This is a genomic window from Blastococcus sp. SYSU DS1024 (assembly GCF_054050795.1).
Genome location: NZ_JBJHAA010000003.1, coordinates 19,525 through 41,221 on the forward strand (window position 1 = coordinate 19,525; position 21,697 = coordinate 41,221).

Genomic DNA, 21,697 nt, shown 5'->3' on the forward strand with positions numbered 1-21,697 from the left:
TCGTGAGCACCGACGACGAGCTGCTCGACGAGCTGCTCCGCCTGGTCGCCGCCGCCGGCGCCGAGGCGGAGGTGGCCACCGGCGGCCCGGCGCTGCGCCGGGCCCACCGCGAGGCGCCGCTGGTGCTGGTCGGCGCCGAGCAGCTGAGCGGCGGGGCGCCGGGCAGGCTGCCCCGCCGGCCGGGCGTGGTGGTGGTCTCCCGCGGGGAGCTGCCCGCCGCCGGGTGGGCCGCGGCGGTCGAGGTCGGAGCCGAGCGGGTGGCGGTGCTCCCCGCGGACGAGGCCTGGCTGCTCACCCGTTGCGCCACCGCCGTCCGGGCGCCGGCCGAACGGGGTGGGCTGGTCGCGGTGGGCGGTGCCTGCGGTGGGGCGGGCACCAGCACCGTGGCCGCCGCGATCGCGCTGGCCGCGCCCGGGGGTGCGGTGCTGGTCGACGCCGACGCCTGGGGCGGCGGGCTGGACCTGCTGCTCGGCGCGGAGCGCGCCGAGGGGCTGCGCTGGCCCGAGCTGACCGGCCTGCGCGGCGGCGTGGCCGGCCAGGCGCTGCTGGCCGCGCTGCCCGAGGTCGCCGGCGTCCACCTGGTCTCGGCCGACCGGGGCGGAGCGACGCCGGTCCCCGGTGCGGCGCTGGCCGCGGTGGTGGACGCCGGCCGCGGCACCGGGCGCCCGGTCGTCGTGGACCTGCCGCGCCCCGGGCCGGACGGCATCGGGCGCGGGCCGCAGGAGGTGCTGGCCGACGCCGACCTCGCGCTGCTCGTGGTGCCGGCCCGGCTGCGCGCCGCCACGGCCGCCCGGGAGCTCGTCGCGGCCGACGGCTCGCCGTGGTCCTCGGCGCAGCTGGTGGTGCGCACCGGGCCCGGCGGGCTGGCGCCCGGTGACGTGGCCGAGGTGGTGGGTCGGCCGGTGCTCGCCGAGCTGCCGCACGACCGGGGTGCGGTCGCCCGGGCCGAGCGCGGGCAGCTCCCCGGTGCGCAGCCCCGGTCCGCGCTGGCCGCCGTCGCCCGGCGGGTGCTCGCAGCGCTGCCCGAGGCGGCCGGCCGGTGAGCGAGCCGTCGCTGCTGGACCGGGTGCGGGCCCGGCTCGCCGTCGCCGACGGGGTCCCCTCCCGGGCAGGCGTGGCCGCCCTGGTGCGTGACGAGGCCGGGGGGCTCCTGGGTGACCGCGACGTCCTGCTCGCCGCGCGCGACGCCGTGGACGAACTGGCCGGTGCCGGCCCGCTGGAGCCGCTGCTGCGGCTGCCCGGGGTCACCGACGTCCTGGTCAACGGGCCCGGCGAGGTCTGGCTGGACCGCGGGGCCGGCCTGGAGCCGGCGGCCGGTGTCCGGTTCCCCGACGACGACGCGGTGCGCCGGCTGGCCGTGCGGCTGGCCGCGTCGGCCGGGCGCCGACTCGACGACGCGGCGCCCTGGGTGGACGTCGGCCTTCCCGGCGGCACCCGCTTGCACGCGGTCCTCCCGCCGGTCTCCGGCGGGGGCACGTGCCTGTCGCTGCGGGTGCTGCGCCGGTGCTCGCAGGCGCTGGCCGACCTCGAGGCGCTGGGGGCGCTGCCCGGCGAGAGCGGGGCGCTGGTGCGGGCGGTCGTGGCGCGGCGGCTGGCGTTCCTGGTCACCGGGGGCACCGGCTCGGGGAAGACGACCCTGCTCTCCGCGCTGCTGGGCGAGGTGGATCCGGCCGAGCGTCTGGTGCTGTGCGAGGACGCCGCCGAGCTGACCCCACCCCACCCGCACGTGGTCCGCCTGCTCACCCGGCCGCCGAACGTCGAGGGCGCGGGCGCGGTCGGCCTGCGCGATCTCGTCCGGCAGGCGCTGCGCATGCGCCCCGACCGGCTGGTCGTCGGGGAGGTGCGGGGGCCCGAGGTGGTCGACCTGCTGGCCGCGCTGAACACCGGTCACGACGGCGGGTGCGGCACCCTGCACGCCAACCGGTCGGCCGAGGTGCCCGCCCGGCTGGAGGCGCTGGGGGTGGCCGCCGGGCTGGGGCGCGCCGCGGTGCACAGCCAGGCCGCGGCCGCGCTCGACGTGGTGGTGCACCTGCGGCGGGCGCCCGGGGGACGCCGGGTCGAGGAGATCGGCCTGCTGCGCCGGGACGGCGAGCTCGTGGTGGTGGAGCCGGGCTGGCGGGCCGACGGCGGGCCGTGCCCGGCCGGCGCGGCGCTGCGGCGGCTGCTGGCGGGCCCGTGACCGCGGCGCTGCTGGCCGCCGCGGGCGCGGCGCTGCTCTGGCCGGACGGCCGCGCGGTGGTCCGCCGCCGGCTGCTCCGGGTGGCGCCGGCCGCTGCCGGGGGCCCGCCTCGGCGGCCTCCGCTGCCGCTCACCGCCGCGGTGGTCGCCGGAGGCGCGGGAGCGCTGCTCGGCACGCCGCTGGTCGCGGTGCTCGCCGCCGGCTGCGCGGCGTTCGCGGCCCGCGGCCGGCTGGCCCGCCGGAGGGCCGTCGCCGACGCCGCGCGCCAGGGGGTGCTCGCCGACGCGCTGGCCGCGTTGGCGGCGGAGCTGCGGGCGGGCCGCACGCTGGACGAGGCGGTACGCGCCGCCGTCGCCGACTGCCCCGACCCGGAGTGCGCCGCAGCGCTGGTGCGGGCCGTCCGCGCGCCGGTGCCCGCGGGGGCTGCGGGGGCACCCGACGCCGACGGGGTCGCCGCCGCGCTCGCCCGGCTCTCGGCCGCCGTCGCGCTGAGCGCCCGCACCGGCTGCTCCCTGGCCGCCGTGGTCGCGGCGGTCGAGGGCGATCTCCGGGCCCGGCTGCGCCGGCACCGCGAGCTGCTCGTGGCCACCGCCGGGCCCCGGGCCAGCGCCCGGCTGCTGGCCGGGCTGCCGGTGCTCGGGCTCGCGATGGGCGCCGGGATCGGCGCCGACCCGTGGCACGTCCTCACCCGCACCGGCACCGGGCAGGGGTTGCTGGTGGCCGGGGTGCTCCTGGAGGTGGCCGGCATCGCGTGGACCGGCCGCCTGCTGCGGCGGATCGCGCGATGACCGGCGCGCTGCCGGTGCTGCTGCTCGCCGTGGCGGTGGCCGTGTGGGTGCCGGGCGCGGCCGTGGTCGGCGAGCGGGTCCGCCGGGTGACCGGGCCCGGCCCTCCGCCGGCCGTCGCCCGCGCCGCGCCCGCGGCCGCTCGGCGCCGCTGGCTGCTCGCGGGCGCCGCCGGCGTCGCGGCGGGTCTGCTGCTGGGCGGTGCGCCCGGGGCGTGCGCCGCCGTCGTGGTCACCGCTGCGGGGGAGCGGCTGCTGCGCGGCGCGTCCCCCGACCAGGACGCCGCCGAGCGCGCGGCCCTCCTGCGGGAGCTGCCGGGGGCCTGCGAGCTGCTCGCCGCCTGCCTGACCGCGGGCCTGCCGGTCACCGGGGCGCTCGCCGCGGTGGCCGGTGCGGTGCCCGACCCGCTCGGCCGGCGCCTGCGCGGCGTGGCCGGGCTGCACCGGATGGGTGCCGAGCCCCGCCGGGCCTGGGCCGACCAGCCGGCCGAGCTGGCCGGTCTGGCGCGCGTGCTGGTACGGGCGGGTGAGTCCGGCGCCGCCGCGGTGCCGGCGCTGGCCGCCCTGGCCGAGGAGACCCGGTCGGCGGTCCGCGCGCAGGCCCGGGCGGCGGTCCAGCGGGCGGGCGTGTGGGTGCTGGCCCCGCTCGGGCTGTGCTTCCTGCCGGCGTTCGTCTGCCTCGGCGTGGTGCCGCTCGTGCTCGGCATCGCCGGCGACGTCTTCGGCTGATGCGTCCACAGCCCCCGGCTCCCTCCACAACCGGGCCGCGGCCCTGGGGTCGCCCGGCCCGGGGCGCCAGGCTCGGTGCACCGCCCCGCCGGGGCCCGACCGAGAGGACCGCCATGACCGCCGACCTGCCCGCTGCCCACGCCGACACCGTCGCCGATGCCGCCGCCGATGCCGCCGCCGACGCCGCCGCTCCGACCCGGCCGGACGGCGATCCGGGGCTGCTCCCCGGGCGGCGGGCCGGCCGCTGGGCCCGCCTGCGGGCCGCGGGGGAGGCCGGGATGAGCACCGCCGAGTACGCCGTCGGGACGGTGGCCGCCTGCGCCTTCGCCGCCGTGCTCTACCGGGTGGTCTCGGGTGACTCCATCGTCACCGGGCTCACCGAGCTGGTCGACGCCGCGCTGGCCACGCTCTCCTGAGCGGTGGCACACCCAGCGGCCCGGCGCGGGGAGGCCGGGATGGTCACCGCCGAGACGGCCGTGGTCCTGCCGGTCCTGCTGCTCGTGCTCGCCGGGGCCGTCGCCGCGGTGACGGTCGTCGGCGCCCATCTCCGGTGCGTCGACGCGGCCCGGGAGGGGGCCCGGGCCGCGTCGCGCGGCGAGGAGGCCGCGGTCGTCGCGGAGTGGGCCGGCCAGGCGGCGCCGGCGGGCGCCCGCACCGCGGTCACCGGCATCGGGAACGAGGTCCGCGTGACGGTGACGGCGGCGATCCGGCCCCTGGGGCCGCTGCCCTGGCGCATCACCGTCACCGCTGAGGCGGTGGCGCAGCGCGAGCCCGGAACGGGGCACCTCGGATGAGCAGGGAGCGCGGCTCGGCCACGGTGTGGGTGCTGGTGCTCTCCGCCGTCCTCGTGACGGTCGCGGCCGGGGCGGTGCTGGTGGGTCTCGCTACGGTGGCTCGCCACCGGGCGGCGACGGCGGCGGATCTCGCCGCCCTGGCCGCCGCCGGGCGCGCGGTGCTGGGGGATCCGGCGGCCTGCGCCGCGGCGGCCGAGGTCGCCACCGCCAACGGGGCCGAGCTGACCGGGTGCCGGGTCACCGGGGGCGCGGTCGCCGAGGTCACCGTGCGCGTGCCGCTGCGGCTGGGCCGGCTCGGCGTGCACGGCGCGGACGGCCGGGCCCGCGCCGGCCCGGTCGCGCAGGCCGCGCCGGCCCGGTCAGAAGACGAGGTCCTCCTCGGCCGGCGCGGGCGACCTCCCGGCGGCAGCGGTGGCGGGAGCCGGGGCCGCGGGACCGCGGGCCTCCACGAGGGCGCCGTCCCCCTCGTCGCCGTCGTCGTCCGGCCCCCGCTCGTCGGCGGTGGCGAGCTCGTCCAGGACGACGTCGAGCACCCGGACCGCGCCGGCCTTGTCGAGGGGGTCGTTGCCGTTGCCGCACTTGGGCGACTGCACGCACGACGGGCAGCCGCTCTCGCACTCGCAGCTGGCCACCGTGGCCCGCGTCGCCTGCAGCCAGCGCCGCAGCGCCGCGTAGCCGCGCTCGGCGAAGCCCGCCCCGCCGGGGTGGCCGTCGTAGACGAAGATCGCCGCCGTCCCGGTGTCGGGGTGCACCGCGGTGGAGAGGCCGCCGAGGTCCCAGCGGTCGCAGGTCGCCAGCAGCGGCAGGATGCCGATCGCCGCGTGCTCGGCGGCGTGCAGCGAGCCGGGCAGCGCCGCGTCGTCGACCTCCGCCCGCTGCACGGCGCTGTGGTCGAGGGTCAGCCACACCGCCTTGGTCCGCAGCTGGCGGGCGGGGAGGTCGAGCGGGAACTCGGCGAGCACCTCGCCGGTGCCCAGCCGCCGCCGCTGGTACGCCACCACCTGGTTGGTCACGTCCACGACGCCGGTGTGCGCGGTGACCGTGCCCAGCGGCCGGGTCTGCTCGGTCGAGACGATCGCCAGGTCGGTGACGTCGCGGGCCACCGTGGTCCAGTCGGGGCTCTCCGGGTGCACGACCGCGCACGCGTCCTCGAGGTCGAACTCGTCGACGACGAAGGTGTCACCGCGGTGCACGTAGAGCGCGCCCTCGTGCACGGTGGAGTGCGCGGCGCCGCCGTCGACGGTGCCGAGCAGCCGGCCGGTGCCGGCTTCGATGATCGCCACCGGCTCGTCCCCGCTGCCGCGGATGTCGACGTCGGGGCGGCCGCGCCCGGCCCAGTACCACCCGGCCGGACGCCGGCGCAGCTGCCCGGCGGCCACCAGTTCCGCGAGCTGCGCCTCCGCCACCGGGCCGCCGAAGTCGGCCAGGTCCGCGGGCACCAGCGGGAGCTCGGCCGCGGCGCAGCACAGCTGCGGGCCCAGCACGTAGGGGTTGGCCGGGTCGGTGACGGTGGCCTCGACCGGCCGCCCGAACACCGCCCGCGGGTGGTGGGCGAGGTAGTGGTCCAGCGGGTCGTCGCGGGCGACGAACACCACCAGCGACTCCCGCTGCGCCCGGCCGGCGCGCCCGGCCTGCTGCCAGAGCGAGGCCAGCGTCCCGGGGTAGCCGGCCAGCACCACCGCGTCCAGGCCGGCGATGTCGATGCCGAGCTCGAGCGCGTTGGTGGTCGCCACGCCCAGCAGGTCCCCGGCGGAGAGCGCCCGCTCCAGCTCCCGGCGCTCCTCGGGCAGGTAGCCGCCGCGGTAGGAGTCCACCCGGCCCACCAGGTCGCCGCGGCCGCGGTCGGCGAGGATCCGGCGGGCCTGCTCGGCCACCGACTCCGCGCTGCGGCGCGAGCGCACGAACGCCAGCGTCCGCGCGCCCCGCTCGACGAGGTCGGCGAGCAGACCGGCGGCATCGGCCGCCGCCGAGCGGCGCAGCGGGGCCCCGTGCTCGCCGGTCCGCTCGGTGAGCGGCGGTTCCCAGAGCGCGAAGGTGGCGCCCGGGCGCGGGGAGCCGTCGTCGGTGACGGCGACGACGTCCGCGCCGACCAGCCGGGTCGCCGCGGCGGCGGGGTCGGCCACCGTGGCCGATGCCAGCACGAAGACCGGGTCCGCGCCGTACCGGCGGCAGATGCGGCGGAGCCGGCGCAGCACGTGCCCGACGTGCGAGCCGAACACCCCGCGGTAGGCGTGGCACTCGTCGATCACCACGTAGGCCACCCGGCGCAGCGTGCTCGACCAGCGCTGGTGCGCGGGCAGGATCCCGCGGTGCAGCATGTCGGGGTTGGTGACGATCCAGCGGGAGTGCCGCCGGACCCAGTCCCGCTCCTCCGCCGGGGTGTCGCCGTCGTAGGGGGCCGGCCGCACCGAGGGGTCCGCGAGCTGGGCCACCGAGGCCAGCTGGTCGCGGGCCAGCGCCTTGGTGGGCGCGAGGTACAGGACGCAGGCGCGCGGGTCCTCGGCGAGCGCGGTCAGGGCCGGCAGCTGGTAGGCCAGCGACTTCCCCGACGCGGTGCCGGTGGCGACGACGACGTGCCGGCCCTCCCGCGCCGCCTCCGCCGCCGCGACCTGGTGCTGCCACGGCGCGTGCACGCCGCGCGCCACCAGCCGGTCGCGCAGGCCCGGCTCCACCCACTCCGGCCACGCGGCCGTGCGGCTCTCGCGCACCGGCAGGTGGTGCACGTGGGTCACCGGCTGCTCGTCCTCGGCCGTGTGCGCCAGCAGCGCGGCCAGCAGCTCGCCGCCGCCGGGCGGGACCGCAGCGCCCCCGGACCGGTCGTCCGTGCCGGGAGGGGGAGCCGACCGGACCGGGTTGTGCTCGGTCACCTCCCCACTGTCACACCCGGGCGCAAGCGGCCGCCGGGTCGTCGGGAGAAGGAGCGCGCGGACCGGCCACAAGGAGTGTGATCTCCCTTACACTTCGCGCCGTCCCGGGGCCCGACCCCGGGACGCCGACCTCCGCCGCACCGGGGAGCACGGCGCCTCCCGGGCGGCCGCCGACGCCTGGAGGACCCATGCCCGACGGATCGCTGTCCGGCGGGGAGACGGCGCTGGTCGCCGTCATCCTCGCGATCTCCCTCGCCGCCCTGGCCTTCGCCGCCTACCTGGTCCGCGCCGTCCTCGCCGCCGATCAGGGCACGGAGAGGATGAAGGAGATCGCCCGGGCCGTCCAGGAGGGCGCGGCGGCCTACCTGCGGCGGCAGTTCCGCACGCTCGGCGTCTTCGCGGTGGTCGTCTTCGCCCTGCTGCTGGTGCTCCCGGTGGCCGACGGCGGGCTGGGCACGCGGCTGGGCCGGGCGGTGTTCTTCCTCGTCGGCGCCCTGTTCTCCGCGCTGGTGGGCTTCATCGGCATGACGCTGGCCACCCGCGGCAACGTCCGGGTGGCCGCGGCGGCGCGCGAAGGCGGCTACCGGCCCGCCTTCCGCATCGCCTACCGCACCGGTGGCGTCTGCGGGATGATCACCATCGGCCTGGGGCTGTTCGGTGCGGCCCTGGTCCTGCTGCTCTTCGACGAGACCGCCCCGGTGGTCCTCGAGGGCTTCGGGTTCGGTGGTGCCCTGCTGGCGATGTTCATGCGCGTGGGCGGCGGCATCTTCACCAAGGCCGCCGACGTCGGCGCCGACCTGGTCGGCAAGGTCGAGGCCGGCATCCCGGAGGACGACCCGCGCAACGCCGCGACCATCGCCGACAACGTGGGCGACAACGTCGGCGACTGCGCCGGCATGGCCGCCGACCTCTTCGAGTCCTACGCCGTCACCCTGGTCGCCGCGCTCATCCTGGGCCAGGTCTTCTTCGGCTCGGTGGGCATGGTCTTCCCGCTCGTGGTGGCGGCGATCGGCGTCATCGCCTCGGTGGTGGGCGTGCTGGCCACCAACCCGGGCACGAACGACCGCAACGGCCTCGCCCCGATCAACCGCGGCTTCTTCGTCTCCGCCGTCGTGTCGCTGGTGCTGGTGGCGGTCGCCGCGTTCACCGTGCTGCCCGGCACCGGTGGGGGTGCGGGCCTGACGGTCAGCCCGCAGGTGCTGGGCCTCGTGGCCGTGATCATCGGCGTCGTCCTGGCCGCGGCCATCCAGCAGCTCACCGGCTACTTCACCGAGACCAGCCGCAAGCCGGTGAAGGACGTCGGCCGCAGCTCCCTGACCGGGCCGGCCACGGTCATCCTGTCGGGCATCTCGCTGGGGCTGGAGTCGGCGGTCTACGCGGCGCTGCTCATCGGTGGGGCGGTCTACGGCGCCTTCCTCATCGGTGGCGGGGCCGCGCTCTACGCCGTGGCGCTCGCCGGGTGCGGGCTGCTCACCACGGCCGGCGTCATCGTCTCCATGGACACCTTCGGCCCGGTGAGCGACAACGCCCAGGGCATCGCCGAGATGTCGGGGGACATCGACGACGACGGCGCCCGGGTGCTCACCGACCTCGACGCCGTCGGCAACACCACCAAGGCGATCACCAAGGGCATCGCCATCGCCACCGCCGTGCTGGCGGCCACGGCGCTCTTCGGCTCGTACAACGCCCAGGTCGCCGTCGCGCTCGACGACGCCGGCGCCACGCTCGGGGACGCCTTCAGCCTGGTCAACCCGAACAACGTCGTCGGCGCGGTCCTCGGCGCCGCGGTCGTCTTCTTCTTCTCCGGGCTGGCCATCAGCGCCGTGTCCCGTGCTGCCGGACGGGTGGTCTTCGAGGTGCGCGAGCAGTTCCGCACGCACCCCGGGATCATGACGTTCGAGGAGCGGCCGGACTACAGCCGGGTCGTCGACATCTGCACCAAGGACTCGCTGCGCGAGCTGGCCACACCCGGCCTGCTGGCCGTGCTCGCCCCGGTGGCGGTGGGCTTCGGGCTCGGTATCGGCCCGCTCGCCGCTTACCTGGTCGGCGCCATCGCGGCCGGCACGCTGATGGCGGTGTTCCTCTCCAACTCCGGCGGCGCCTGGGACAACGCCAAGAAGATGGTGGAGGACGGCAGCTACGGCGGGAAGGGCAGCGAGGCCCACGCGGCCACCGTCATCGGCGACACGGTGGGCGACCCCTTCAAGGACACCGCCGGCCCGGCGATCAACCCGCTGCTCAAGGTGATGAACCTGGTGGCGCTGCTGATCGCGCCCGCGGTGGTCGCCCTGTCGGTGGGGGAGGGCGCCAACACCCCGGTCCGGCTGGCGATCGCGCTGGCCGCCGTGGTCGTCGTCGTGGCCGCGGTCGTGGTGTCCAAGCGGCGCTCGGTGGTCGTCGGCGAGGCGACGACGACCTCCAGCGGGTCCGAACTCACCACCAGCGCCCCCTGAGCACGCCGGGCGACTGCCCCCTTCTCGGTAGGCCGCCTTCCACCTGCGGGAACACGGCCGCACCATCCACGTTGGTGGGGGTGGCGGCACGCCCACGGACGGTCGCGCCCGGCGCCCCCGCGCCGGGTTGGCTTACCGTGGCCCGCCGAGGGGCGTTCCGCGGTGGCGCCCGCCCGGTCCCGGACACTCCCGGGGCCGGCGCGCCAGGGCCGGCCCGGCCCGGACACGCATGCCGCGCCCGCACCACCTCAGCACCACCGACAGGAGTCCCGTGCCCACGAAGACCACGCAGACCGGAACCGAGAACGAGCCCACGACGGACGGCGCCGCGACGACGCCCACCCGCCGGGGCTCGGCCGCGTCCGGCGGCCGGCCGCTGGTCATCGTCGAGTCGCCGACCAAGGCCAACAAGATCGCCGGCTACCTGGGCAGCGGCTACGTCGTCGAGGCGAGCGTCGGGCACATCCGCGACCTGCCGCGCAACGCCGCCGACGTCCCGGCCGAGCACAAGGGTGCGGCCTGGGCGCGGCTCGGCGTCGACGTCGACAACTCCTTCGAGCCGCTCTACGTGGTCAGCCCCGACCGCAAGCAGCAGGTCACCCGGCTCAAGCAGCTGGTCAAGAACGCCAGCGAGATCTTCCTCGCGACAGATGAGGACCGCGAGGGTGAGGCCATCGCCTGGCACCTGATCGACACCCTCAAGCCGCGCGTCCCGGTCCGCCGGATGGTCTTCCACGAGATCACCCCCGAGGCGATCGCCCGCGCCGTGGCCAACCCGCGCGAGCTCGACACCGACCTGGTCGACGCCCAGGAGACCCGCCGCATCCTCGACCGCCTGTACGGCTACGAGGTCAGCCCGGTGCTGTGGAAGAAGGTGCTGCCGAAGCTCTCGGCCGGTCGCGTCCAGTCCGTCGCCACGCGCATCGTCGTGGAGCGCGAGCGGGAGCGGATGGCCTTCCACGCCGCCGACTACTGGTCGCTGGAGGGGACCTTCGCCGTCCCCGGCCGCGCGGCCGGTGCTGACGAGGGCGAGCCCACCACGGTGCGCGCCAAGCTGGTCAGCGTCGACGACAGCCGGGTAGCCACCGGGAAGGACTTCGACCCCGCCACCGGTCGCGTCAGCGGGGACGTCGTGCACCTCGACGAGGCCGGTGCCCGCGGGCTGGCCGCGCGGCTCGAGGGCCGCCAGGTCAGCGTCAGCCGGGTCGACGAGAAGCCCTACCGCCGTCGTCCGTACGCCCCGTTCACCACCTCCACGCTGCAGATGGAGGCCGGCCGCAAGCTCGGCTGGTCCTCGGCGCAGACCATGCGGGTGGCCCAGCGGCTGTACGAGAACGGCCACATCACCTACATGCGGACCGACTCGACGAACCTGTCGCAGGAGGCGATCAACGCCGCCCGCCAGCAGGCCCGCGAGCTCTACGGCGACGCCTACGTGCCGGCCGAGGCGCGGCGCTACGCGAAGAAGGCCAAGGGTGCCCAGGAGGCGCACGAGGCCATCCGCCCCGCCGGTGACAGCTTCCGGACCCCCGGGCAGCTGGCCTCCGGCCTGGCCCGCGACGAGTTCCGGCTCTACGAGCTGATCTGGCAGCGCACCGTCGCCTCCCAGATGGCCGATGCCGTCGGGCAGACCGTCAGCGTCCGGCTGGCCGGGCGCAGCACCACCGACGAGGCGGTCGAGTTCACCGCGTCGGGGCGCACCATCACCTTTCCCGGCTTCCTGCGCGCCTACGTCGAGTCCCGTGACGAGGGCGCGGCGAAGGACGGCGACGACGACCACGGCAGCGACGACGCCGAGCGCCGGCTGCCCCGCCTCGAGCGCGGCCAGCAGCTGGACACCCGGTCGCTGGACGCCAAGGGGCACACCACCCAGCCGCCGTCCCGGTACACCGAGCCCAGCCTGGTGGCGCGGCTCGAGGAGCTCGGGATCGGCCGGCCCTCGACCTTCGCGTCGATCATGCAGACCATCCAGGACCGCGGCTACGTCTGGAAGAAGGGCAACGCCCTCGTCCCGTCCTTCGTGGCCTTCGCCGTGGTCAACCTGCTGGAGCAGTACTTCGCCCAGCTGGTCGACTACCAGTTCACCGCCTCGCTGGAGGAGGAGCTCGACGAGATCGCCGGCGGCAACCTCCAGCGCGTCACCTGGCTGACCGAGTTCTACTTCGGCGGTGAGGGCCGGCACGCCGGCGCGATCGCGCAGTCCGGTGGGCTCAAGCACGTGATCGGCCAGCGGCTGGAGGAGATCGACGCCCGCGGCATCAACTCGATCCCGCTGCGGGCCACCGACCCCGAAGGCCGCCCGGTCGTCGTCCGGGTCGGTCGCTACGGCCCGTACCTGCAGGCCGGTGGGGACGACGGCGCGCGCGTCAGCATCCCCGAGGACCTCGCGCCCGACGAGCTGACCGAGGAGAAGGTCCGCGAGCTGCTGGAGGCGCCGTCCGGGGACCGGGAGCTGGGGACCGACCCGGAGACCGGGCACCCCGTGGTGGTGAAGGCCGGCCGCTACGGCCCGTACGTCACCACCGTCGTCCCCGAGGGCAGCAAGGAGTCGCCGCGCACGGCGAGCCTGTTCTCCTCGATGTCGCCGGAGACGGTGACGATCGACGACGCCCTCAAGCTGCTCACCCTGCCGCGCACCGTGGGCACCGCGCCCGACGGCGAGGAGATCCAGGCGCTCAACGGCCGGTACGGCCCCTACCTCAAGAAGGGCACCGACTCCCGGTCGCTCGACAGCGAGGACAAGCTGTTCACCGTCACCCTGGACGAGGCGCTGGCGATCTTCGCCCAGCCCAAGCAGCGCGGCCGGGCCGCGGCCAAGGCCCCGCTCAAGGAGCTCGGCCCCGACCCGGTCACCCAGGGCCAGATCACCGTGCGCGAGGGCCGGTTCGGCCCCTACGTGACCGACGGCGAGACCAACGCCAGCCTGCGCAAGGGCGACGACGTCGAGTCGATCACCATCGACCGGGCGGCGGAGCTGCTGGCCGAGCGGCGGGCGCGCGGGCCGGTGACGAAGAAGAAGGCCGCCACGAAGACGACGGCCAAGAAGACGGCGGCGAAGAAGACCACCGCGAAGAAGGCCGCCGCGAAGAAGACGACCACCACCAAGGCGGCGGCGAAGAAGACGACCGCCACGGCATCGGACCCGGTCTCGGCCGGCTGATGGAGGACCCCGCCCGCCTCACCCCGCGCGAGCTCGGGGCGGGGCCGGAGGACGTCGAGCTGCGGGCACGGGCGCGCTCGTTCGGGGCGGTCGCGGCCGGCTACGCGGCGCTGCGCCCGACCTACCCGGTCGACGCGGTCGGCTTCCTGCTCGACCGCGGCCGACCGCTGGACGTCCTGGACCTGGGCGCGGGCACGGGGCTGCTGACCGGCGTGGTCGTGGGTCTGGGGCATCGCGTGCGGGCGGTCGACCCGTCCCCGGAGATGCTGGCCGAGCTCGGCGCACGGTTGCCGGCGGTCACCACGGCCGTGGGCACCGCCGAGCAGCTCCCGGCGGAGGCCGCCTCGGTCGACGCCGTCGTGGCCGGGCAGGCCGCGCACTGGTTCGACCCGGCGCCGGCCGCCCGCGAGATCCGCCGGGTGCTCCGCCCCGGCGGGGTCCTCGGCCTGGTCTGGAACACCCGCGACGACCGGGTTCCGTGGATCGCCGCCCTGGAGGAGCTGATCGCCGACGAGGCGCGCGGGCACGAGGCCGACCAGCGCGTCGTCGACCGCTTCGCCGAGGAGCTCGGGGCCGACGTCGAGGTCGTCGAGTCGGGGATCGTGCAGCGCGTGGGTCCCGAGGACGTCGTCGCCGGGATCGCCACCCGCAGCTACGTGGCGGTCATGGACGACGACCGGCGCACGGAGTTCCTCGCCGCGATCCACCGGCTGCTGGCCGAGCACCCCGGTACCCGGGGCCGGGCCGAGCTCGAGCTGCCCTACCGGACGCACGCCTACCGGCTCACCCCGCGCTGAGCTCGGCCGCCGCCCGCAGGGGTCAGGAGGGGCGGGTGCCGACGGCGAAGACGCGCCGGAAGGGCAGCAACGTCGTGCCGTCGGGGCGCGGCGGGTAGGCGTTCCGCAGCGCCTCGGCGTAGGCGTCGGAGAACGCCGCCGCGGCGTCGTCGTCGAGCCGGGCCAGGACCGGGCGCAGCACCGTCGAGCGCACCCAGGCCAGCACCGGGTCAGGGCCGCTCAGCACGTGCAGGTACGTCGTCTCCCAGACGTCGGGCACCAGCCCCGCCGCGGTGAGCACCTCGGCGTAGCCGGCGGGCTCGAGCACGGTGTCGGCCCGCGGCGCGACGCCGGCCAGCCGGTCGGCCCACTCCGGGCGGCGGCACAGGTCGGCGAGCAGCGCGTGGGTGGGTGCCCGGAAGTTGCCCGGCACCTGGACGGCGAGCCAGCCGCCGGCCGGCAGCGCCGCGGCCCAGCGCGCCATCAGCTCCGGGTGCCCGGGCACCCAGTGCAGGACGGCGTTGCTGACGACGACGTCGACCGGGCCGGCCGGGGTCCAGTCGCGCACGTCGCCGAGCCGGAACTCCACGTGCCCGGGAGCGGTGGCGGTGGCGGCGGCGAGCATCTCGGGGGAGGAGTCGACGCCGGTGATGCGGGCGCCCGGCCAGCGCTGCGCCAGCGAAGCGGTCAGCGAACCCTCGCCGCAGCCCAGGTCGACGACGACCCGCGGATCCGGGGCGCCCACCCGGGCGAGCAGGTCGGCGAACGGGCGGGCGCGTTCCCCGGCGAACCGCAGGTAGGTGTCCGGGCGCCAACGACCGGGTGAAGAGTTGCCGGCCTGGCGCGCCGGATCCCCGGTTGCCGTCATCGTCCCCGACCCTGAGAGGGCTCCGCCCGCCCGCGGAACCGTCGGAAACCGCATCCCCCGCCGGGTGAGACGGTGCCGAGAACGTGGTCCCCGCCCGGTACCGTAACGCCGCCGGGGCCCGCTCCGCCCCGCCGCCCACCGACCTGGGGAGCTCGCCATTCCGGCCGACCCGAACTCACCGGCACCGCCTCCCGAGGAGGCGGTGCCGGCTGCTCCGGTCGGGGAGCCGGCCGCCCCGGGCGACGGTCTGCCGCCCGCCGGGACGCCGGTGCCGCCGTCCGCGGGGCCGCCGCTGGCGGACGTGCGGGAGGACGGCGAGCCCTCGGGAGCGGACTCCTCCGGCGCGGTCGGGCTGGTGGCCAAGATCCGGGCGGTCCTGCGGGTGCCCGACTTCCGCAAGCTGTGGCTGTCGACCTTGCTGTCCAGCTTCGGCGACTGGCTGGGCCTGCTCGCCATCACCGTGACCGCCACGCTGACCTTCGAGGACTACGCCGCGCAGCAGTTCGCGCTGGCCGGCGTCCTGCTGTTCCGGCTGCTCCCGGCCATCGTGCTCGGTCCGGTGGCCGGGGCCTTCGCCGACCGGTTCGACCGGCGCAAGACGATGGTGGTCACCGACGTCTTCCGGTTCGGGCTGTTCGCGTCGATCCCGATCGTCGACAACCTGCTCTGGCTGTTCATCGCCCAGTTCGTCATCGAGGCCTTCAGCCTGTTCTGGATCCCGGCCAAGGACGCCGCCGTCCCGAACATGCTGCGCAAGGACCAGCTGGAGGCGGCCAACCAGCTCTCCCTGGTCACCACCTACGGGCTGACACCGGTGGTCGCGGCGATCGTGTTCGCGGTGCTCACCAGCGTGGGCAGCCGGGTCAGCGACGTGCTGCCCGGGGTGGACGAGGTGGATCTCGCTCTCTACCTGAATGCGCTCACGTTCCTGGTCGCCGCAGTCGTCATCTGGAACCTGCCCTCGATCAGCGGCCGCCGTGCCGCGGGGGCGGTCGTCGGCCAGCAGGAGAGCTTCCTGGGGTCGCTGATCAAGGGGTTCTCCTTCGCCGGCCACACCCGGCTGATCCGGGGCCTGGTCGTGGGCATCACCGGCGCCTTCGTCGCGGCGGGCGCGATCATCGCGACCGGCCAGGCCTACGTCAACGTGCTCGGCGGCGGGCAGGCGGCCTACGGGCTGCTGTTCGGAGCCGTCTTCGTCGGCCTCGGCCTCGGCATCGGGATCGGTCCCAGCGTCGCCCGCGACCTGGCCCGCGAGCGGATCTTCGGGGTGGCGATCGTCGGCGCCGGGATCGTGGTGCTGCTCCTGTCCTGGTCGCCGGCGCTGTGGATCTCGCTGGTGCTGGTCGTCGCCATGGGCTTCTTCGCCGGGATGGCCTTCCTGGCCGGCATCACCCTGATCGGCACCGAGGTGGCGGACGAGATCCGGGGGCGCACGTTCGCGATCGTGCAGTCCCTGGTCCGGGCGGCGCTGATCATCTCCCTCGCGCTCGTGCCGATCGGGGTGGGGCTGATCGGGCGGGACGAGATCGACCTCGGCGCCGTCGCCGTGCCGATCTCCGGCGAGCGGATCATGCTGTTCGCGGCCGGGCTGCTGGCCGTCGCCGTCGGGCTGGTCGCCTACCGGCAGATGGACGACGGCCGGCCGGTGCCGCTGCTCGCCGACGTCATGACGGCGCTGCGCCGCGACACCACGGCCCGGCGCCGGCTGGCCGGGGGTGGGGTGCTCATCGCCTTCGAGGGCGGGGAGGGCGCCGGCAAGTCCACCCAGGTGCGCCGGCTGCAGGAGTGGCTGACCGACGAGGGCCTGGTGGCCCGCGCCACCTTCGAGCCCGGCGCCACCCCGCCCGGGGCCGGCATCCGCTCGATCGTGCTGGACAAGGCGCAGGTGGGCATCGCCCCGAGGACCGAGGCGCTGCTCTACGCCGCCGACCGCGCCCAGCACGTACACGAGGTGCTGCGGCCCGCCCTCGACGCCGGGGAGGTGGTCATCACCGACCGGTTCATCGACAGCTCGCTGGCCTACCAGGGGGCCGGGCGCACGATCCCGCTCGACGACGTCCGCACCATCTCCCGCTGGGCCACGCAGGGCATGCGGCCCGACCTGACGATCCTGCTCGACCTGCCGCCCGAGGTGGGCCTCGCGCGGGCCCGCGGCCGGGCCGCCGCCGACCGGCTGGAGTCGGAGTCGCTGGACTTCCACCAGCGCGTGCGGCGGACCTTCCAGGAGCTCGCCGAGGCCGACGCCGACCGGTACCTGGTGCTCGACGCCCGCAGGTCCCCCGACGAGCTCGCGGCCGCCATCCGGGTGCGGGTGGCCGAGCTGCTGTCCGGGCTGCCGCTGCAGACCCTCGCCCAGCCGCAGGGCGTGGACGGGCTCCGGCACGACGGCCGGGTCGAGCAGGCGGCCCACCGCCCGCACGCGCAGACCGGCGCGACGCCGCAGCTGCACCCGTGACCGCGCCGGTGGTGGCGCCCGAGGAGGGCGTCTGGACGCAGGTGATCGGCCAGCCGGCCGTGGTGGCCGAGCTGCGGGCGGCGATCGCGGAACCGGCCGCGATGACCCACGCCTGGCTGTTCACCGGCCCGCCGGGCTCCGGCCGGTCGGTGGCCGCACGTGCCTTCGCCGCCGCGCTGCAGTGCCCTGCGGGCGGGGACGGCACCTGCCACGCGTGCCGCACCGTGCTGGCCGGGACGCACGCCGACGTGCAGATGATCGTCCCGGAGGGCCTGTCCATCGGTGTGGCCGAGGTGCGCGAGCTCGTGCGCATCGCCGGCCGGGCCCCCTCGCAGGGGCGCTGGCAGGTGGTGGTGGTCGAGGACGCCGACCGGATGACCGAGCAGGCGTCCAACACCGTGCTCAAGATGCTCGAGGAGCCGCCGCCGCGCACCGTGTTCCTGCTGTGCGCGCCCAGCCTCCACCCGGACGACGTGCCGGTCACCATCCGCTCGCGCTGCCGCGTCGTCGGGCTGCGCACCCCACCGGCGGAGGCCGTCGCCGAGGTGCTGGTCCGCCGGGACGGCGTCGACCCGGCGCTGGCCGCCTGGTCGGCCGCGGCGTCGGGCGGGCACGTGGGCCGGGCCCGGCGGCTGGCCCGGGACGAGACGGCACGGCTGGCCCGCAAGGCGGTGCTCGACGTCCCCCTGCGGCTGGTCTCCCTCGCCGCGTGCCTGGACGCCGCCGACGACCTGGTCGGCGCGGCGAAGGAGGAGGCCGACGAGGCCTCCGCCGCCCTGGACGGGGCCGAGACCGAGGCGGTCAAGGCCAGCCTCGGGGTGGGTGCGCGCGGGCCGGGCGTGGCCGCCGCCAGCCGGGGTGCCGGCCAGCTCAAGGAGCTGGAGAAGCGGCAGAAGTCGCGGGCCACCCGGCTGGGCCGCGACTCGCTGGACCGCGCGCTGGTCGACCTGGCGGGGCTCTACCGCGACGCGCTGGTCCTCGACGCCGCTGCGTCGTCCCCGACCCACCCCGCGCCGCAGCTCAACCACCCCGACCGCCGCACCGACGCCGAGGAGCTGGCCCGCCGGATCGGCGCGGAGGGGGCGCTGCGCCGCATCGACGCCATCCTGGCCTGCCGCCGTGCGCTGGAGCAGAACGTGAAGCCCCAGGTGGCCCTGGAGGCGCTGACCGTCGCGCTGCGCCTGCCCGCGTGACACCCCAGCCCGTGCGCGAGCCCGGCGTGGCGGTGTCGTAGGCTGTGCGGGCAGTCCGCCGCCTTAGCTCAGTCGGTAGAGCATCTCACTCGTAATGAGAAGGTCGTCGGTTCGATTCCGACAGGCGGCTCGCGCAGCACGGGCCCGTCCGCGAGGACGGGCCCGTCGTCGTTCCCGCGCCCGCCGCACCGCGGGGGCGCGGCGGGCGGTCGATCCGTCCGGGGCGGCCGGCCGTCGGGCCGCCGGCCTGCAGCCGGGTACGGCTGATGGCGGCACGTCCCCGGGGGGATGTGCCGCCATCGGTGCACCCGACGCCCGGTCCGGAAGGCCGGGCGGGAGGTCAGTGGTGCGTGGAGTTGTTCTTGGCGCGCTCGATCGAGGCCACGATCTCGGCCTCTGCGGCCTCGCGGCCGACCCACTCGGCGCCCTCGACCGACTTGCCCGGCTCGAGGTCCTTGTAGGTCTCGAAGAAGTGCTGGATCTCGAGGCGGTCGAACTCCGACACGTCCTCGATCTCCTTGAGGTGCGCCACCCGCGGGTCCGTCGCCGGGACGCAGAGGACCTTGTCGTCCCCTCCGGCCTCGTCGGTCATGCGGAACATGCCGATCGCCCGGCAGGTGACCAGGCACCCGGGGAACGTCGGCTCCTCGAGGATCACCAGGGCATCCAGCGGGTCGCCGTCCTGCCCCAGGGTGTTCTCGATGTAGCCGTAGTCCGCCGGGTAGCGGGTGGAGGTGAACAGCATCCGGTCCAAGCGGATGCGTCCGGTCTCATGGTCCAGCTCGTACTTGTTCCGCTGGCCCTTCGGGATTTCTACCGTCACGTCGAACTGCACGGACGTAGTGTGGCCCACGGGGGACGATCCGGTCGGCGCAGGCCCCCCTGTGGGGGGTGGGCACCATCTCGTCGAGCGGCTCGACGATCGTCACGGCCAACTACGGCCGCTTCCGACGGCGCATGACGATCGGCATCGTGGTCCTCGTGCTGCTGCTCGCCGCCGGGGGTGTCGGGCTCGGCGTCGTGCTGGGCGGCGAGGGGGGCGCCGTCGCCGTCCCCGACGCGGAGCTGCCCGGCCTGGGCGAGGCGGACCCGGTCCTGGCCGGGCTGTCGGCCGACGCACCCCTCCCGGACCCCGAGGTCCTCGCGGCCACGCTGACCCCGCTGGTCACCGGCCCGCCGCTGGGGCCGGGGACGACGGCGCAGGTCGTCGACGTCGCCACCGGCCAGGTGCTCTACGACCAGGACGCCGGCGCCCCCCTGACCCCGGCGTCCACGGTCAAGCTGCTCACCGCCGCCGCCACGCTCACCACCCTCGACCCGGCCGACACGTTCGAGACCCGGGTCGTCAGCGGCGCCACCCCCGGCGAGGTCGTGCTGGTGGGCGGCGGGGACCCGACGCTGTCGCGCACCGAGCCGTCGATGACCTATCCCGGCGCCCCGACCATGGCCGACCTCGCCACCCAGGTGGTCGCCGCGCTCCCCGCCGGTACCCCCGTGACCCGGGTCGTGGTCGACAGCTCGCTGTTCAGCGGCCCGCTCACGGCCAGCGGCTGGGGCCCGGGGGACGCCCCCTCCAGCTACGCCGCGCCGATCACCGCCACCGCCGTCGACGGCGCCCGGGTCAGCCCCGGGGCGACCGCCCGCAGCGGGCAACCAGGCCTGGACGCCGGCTCGGCCCTCGCCGACGCGCTCGGCGCGCCCGGCGCCGCCGTGGTCCTCGGGCAGGCCCCCGCCGGGGCGCGGACGCTCGGCACCGTGGAGTCCGCACCGGTCGCCCGGCTGGTCGAGCAGGCGCTGTCCATGTCCGACAACGTGCTCGCGGAGACCCTGGCCCGTCACGTGGCGCTGTCACGGGGTGAGCCGGCGACGTTCGAGGGCGCGGCCCGGGCCGTCGTGGAGGCGCTGGACGAGGCGGGGCTGGACGTCACCGGCGTCACCCTCGCCGACGCCAGCGGCCTCTCCCGGGAGGACGTGGTGACCGCCGAGCTGCTCACCGCCCTGGTGCGCGGCGCCGCCGACGGCAGCCTCGGCGACGCCGCGGGCCTGCTCGCCGGCCTGCCGGTGGCCGGGTACGACGGCACCCTCGCCGACCGCGGGGACGACGACCCGGCGACCGCGCCGGGCACGGTGCGCGCGAAGACGGGCACGCTGCTGGGCGTCAACGCCCTCGCCGGCACCGTCGTGACCGCGGACGGGCGGCTGCTGGCCTTCGCCGTGGTGGCGGACGAGGCGACGGGGAGCGAGGTGGCTGCGGAGGCCGCGCTCGACGAGGTCGCGGCCACCCTGGCGGCCTGCGGCTGCCGGTGACGCCGCGACCCGCCGGGCCGGAGTGCGCTCCACGCGTACGGTGAGGCGATGAGCAGCGCCTCCTCGATGGTCGACTGGGACCTCGCCGGACGCACGGCCCGCCGGCTGGTGGGCAGCGGACCGAGCACGACCCGTGAGGAGGCCGCCGCCGTCGTCGCCGAGCTGCACCGCGCCGCGGCCACCGCCGTGGCGCACGTCGAGGCCCTCACCGGGTTGCGGCCCGCCCCCGGTGGCGCGGTGCCGGAGGTCGTCGTCGTCGACCGGCCGGGCTGGGCGGACGCCAACGCCCGCGGCATGGCCGCCCTGCTCGACCCGCTGGTGCACAAGCTGACCGAGCGCCAGGAGAGCCGTCCCGGCGCCCTCGCCACGGCCATCGGCTCCCGCGCCACCGGGCTGCAGGCCGGTGGGCTGCTGGCGTTCCTCTCCTCGCGGGTGCTCGGCCAGTACGAGGTCTTCGGCACCGGTGGCCGGCTGCTCCTGGTGGCGCCGAACATCGTGGCGACCGAGCGGAAGCTGGGCGTCGACCCGACGGACTTCCGGCTCTGGGTCTGCCTGCACGAGGTCACCCACCAGCTGCAGTTCACCGGCGTCCCCTGGCTGACCGGCTACCTCGAGGCACAGATCGCGGAGTTCGTCGCCGCCACCGACCTCGCCCCGGACGTGCTGCGCGAGCGCCTGCAGGACCTGCTGCGCAGCCTCGCCGACGCGGTGCGGGGCGGGGACGGCGGCTCCGAGGGACTGCTGGCGCTGGTGCGCGATCCGCGGCAGCGGGCGGTGCTGGACCGGGTGACCGCGGTGATGAGCCTCGTCGAGGGCCACGCCGAGTACGTCATGGACGGCGTCGGGCCCGACGTGGTCCCGTCCGTCCGCACCCTGCGCAAGCGGTTCGCGCAGCGCCGCAAGGGCCGCGGCCCGCTGGACCGGGTGATGCGCCGGCTGCTGGGTCTGGAGCAGAAGATGAAGCAGTACGCCGACGGCCGGCACTTCGTCGGCGGCGTCGTCGAGCTCGCCGGCATGGAGGGGTTCAACCGGGTCTGGGAAGGGCCGGCGAACCTGCCGCTGATCGACGAGCTCACCGCGCCCGAGCGGTGGGTGGAGCGGGTGCTCGGCCGCCCGGCGCTGCCCGCCTGAG

Annotated in this window: 16 protein-coding genes, 1 tRNA gene and 1 pseudogene; 15 read left to right on the forward strand and 3 right to left on the reverse strand. The window is 76.6% G+C overall.

Annotation, left to right across the window (positions count from 1 at the left end; translation table 11 throughout):
- Window positions 1-2 precede the first annotated feature (2 nt).
- The 7 genes and pseudogenes from ssd to ACI79S_RS03465 all read left to right on the forward strand — a co-directional run.
- On the forward strand, window positions 3-1,043 hold the full coding sequence (gene ssd, locus ACI79S_RS03435) for a septum site-determining protein Ssd (protein ID WP_456592044.1): 1,041 nt from the start codon (window positions 3-5) through the stop codon (window positions 1,041-1,043).
- Entirely contained in the window at window positions 1,040-2,179 is a 1,140-nt protein-coding gene (locus tag ACI79S_RS03440) for a TadA family conjugal transfer-associated ATPase (protein ID WP_456592045.1), read from the forward strand. The genes ssd and ACI79S_RS03440 overlap by 4 nt, the downstream gene beginning before the upstream one ends.
- Complete coding sequence (locus ACI79S_RS03445; RefSeq protein WP_456592046.1) at window positions 2,176-2,967, forward strand: type II secretion system F family protein; 792 nt, start codon at window positions 2,176-2,178, stop codon at window positions 2,965-2,967. The genes ACI79S_RS03440 and ACI79S_RS03445 overlap by 4 nt, the downstream gene beginning before the upstream one ends.
- A complete protein-coding gene (locus ACI79S_RS03450) occupies window positions 2,964-3,692 on the forward strand; it encodes a type II secretion system F family protein (protein ID WP_456592047.1) in 729 nt (242 codons plus the stop codon). The genes ACI79S_RS03445 and ACI79S_RS03450 overlap by 4 nt, the downstream gene beginning before the upstream one ends.
- A 113-nt stretch (window positions 3,693-3,805) precedes the next feature.
- Window positions 3,806-4,108: a DUF4244 domain-containing protein gene (locus tag ACI79S_RS03455; RefSeq protein ID WP_456592048.1), complete on the forward strand. Its 303-nt coding sequence runs from the start codon at window positions 3,806-3,808 to the stop codon at window positions 4,106-4,108.
- A 3-nt stretch (window positions 4,109-4,111) separates the two neighbouring features.
- Window positions 4,112-4,486, forward strand: coding sequence for a TadE family type IV pilus minor pilin (locus ACI79S_RS03460; RefSeq protein ID WP_456592049.1), 375 nt, complete (start codon window positions 4,112-4,114; stop codon window positions 4,484-4,486).
- Window positions 4,483-4,809 (forward strand): annotated as a pseudogene (locus ACI79S_RS03465) (Rv3654c family TadE-like protein); the annotation flags it as partial. The gene ACI79S_RS03460 and the pseudogene ACI79S_RS03465, both read left to right, overlap by 4 nt.
- Before the next feature lie 36 nt (window positions 4,810-4,845).
- Here the strand turns inward: ACI79S_RS03465 and ACI79S_RS03470 are convergent.
- Window positions 4,846-7,353 carry a DEAD/DEAH box helicase gene (locus tag ACI79S_RS03470; protein ID WP_456592050.1) on the reverse strand — a complete coding sequence of 836 codons (2,508 nt, stop codon included), beginning with the start codon at window positions 7,351-7,353 and terminating at the stop codon, window positions 4,846-4,848.
- Window positions 7,354-7,541: 188 nt separating this feature from the next.
- On the opposite strand from ACI79S_RS03470, the gene ACI79S_RS03475 reads away from it, so the two are divergent.
- The 3 genes from ACI79S_RS03475 (at window position 7,542) to ACI79S_RS03485 (ending at window position 13,763) form a co-directional block, all read left to right on the forward strand.
- Window positions 7,542-9,806: a sodium-translocating pyrophosphatase gene (locus ACI79S_RS03475; protein WP_456592051.1), complete on the forward strand. Its 2,265-nt coding sequence runs from the start codon at window positions 7,542-7,544 to the stop codon at window positions 9,804-9,806.
- Window positions 9,807-10,077: 271 nt separating this feature from the next.
- Window positions 10,078-12,966 carry a type I DNA topoisomerase gene (gene topA, locus ACI79S_RS03480; protein ID WP_456592052.1) on the forward strand — a complete coding sequence of 963 codons (2,889 nt, stop codon included), beginning with the start codon at window positions 10,078-10,080 and terminating at the stop codon, window positions 12,964-12,966.
- Entirely contained in the window at window positions 12,966-13,763 is a 798-nt protein-coding gene (locus ACI79S_RS03485) for a class I SAM-dependent methyltransferase (RefSeq protein WP_456592053.1), read from the forward strand. The genes topA and ACI79S_RS03485 overlap by 1 nt, the downstream gene beginning before the upstream one ends.
- 22 nt (window positions 13,764-13,785) lie before the next feature.
- Here ACI79S_RS03485 and ACI79S_RS03490 read toward each other — a convergent pair whose 3' ends face one another.
- Window positions 13,786-14,610 carry a trans-aconitate 2-methyltransferase gene (locus ACI79S_RS03490; protein ID WP_456592054.1) on the reverse strand — a complete coding sequence of 275 codons (825 nt, stop codon included), beginning with the start codon at window positions 14,608-14,610 and terminating at the stop codon, window positions 13,786-13,788.
- Between the two features lie 202 nt (window positions 14,611-14,812).
- Between ACI79S_RS03490 and tmk the strand changes: the two genes are divergently transcribed.
- The 3 genes from tmk (at window position 14,813) to ACI79S_RS03505 (ending at window position 18,388) form a co-directional block, all read left to right on the forward strand.
- Window positions 14,813-17,065: a dTMP kinase gene (gene tmk, locus ACI79S_RS03495; RefSeq protein ID WP_456592055.1), complete on the forward strand. Its 2,253-nt coding sequence runs from the start codon at window positions 14,813-14,815 to the stop codon at window positions 17,063-17,065.
- Complete coding sequence (locus ACI79S_RS03500; RefSeq protein WP_456592056.1) at window positions 17,062-18,258, forward strand: DNA polymerase III subunit delta'; 1,197 nt, start codon at window positions 17,062-17,064, stop codon at window positions 18,256-18,258. The genes tmk and ACI79S_RS03500 overlap by 4 nt, the downstream gene beginning before the upstream one ends.
- Window positions 18,259-18,315: 57 nt before the next feature.
- Window positions 18,316-18,388 (forward strand) — tRNA-Thr (locus ACI79S_RS03505).
- Window positions 18,389-18,598: 210 nt separating this feature from the next.
- On the opposite strand, the gene ACI79S_RS03510 is transcribed toward ACI79S_RS03505, so the two are convergent.
- Window positions 18,599-19,093 carry an inorganic diphosphatase gene (locus ACI79S_RS03510; RefSeq protein ID WP_456592057.1) on the reverse strand — a complete coding sequence of 165 codons (495 nt, stop codon included), beginning with the start codon at window positions 19,091-19,093 and terminating at the stop codon, window positions 18,599-18,601.
- A 56-nt stretch (window positions 19,094-19,149) separates the two neighbouring features.
- Here ACI79S_RS03510 and dacB point away from each other — a divergent pair, with 56 nt between their 5' ends.
- Both dacB and ACI79S_RS03520 read left to right on the forward strand, forming a co-directional pair.
- A complete protein-coding gene (dacB, locus tag ACI79S_RS03515) occupies window positions 19,150-20,565 on the forward strand; it encodes a D-alanyl-D-alanine carboxypeptidase/D-alanyl-D-alanine endopeptidase (protein ID WP_456592058.1) in 1,416 nt (471 codons plus the stop codon).
- Between the two features lie 48 nt (window positions 20,566-20,613).
- Window positions 20,614-21,696 (forward strand): zinc-dependent metalloprotease, encoded by a 1,083-nt coding sequence (locus tag ACI79S_RS03520; protein ID WP_456592059.1) that lies wholly within the window; start codon window positions 20,614-20,616, stop codon window positions 21,694-21,696.
- The last annotated feature ends 1 nt before the right edge of the window (window position 21,697 follow it).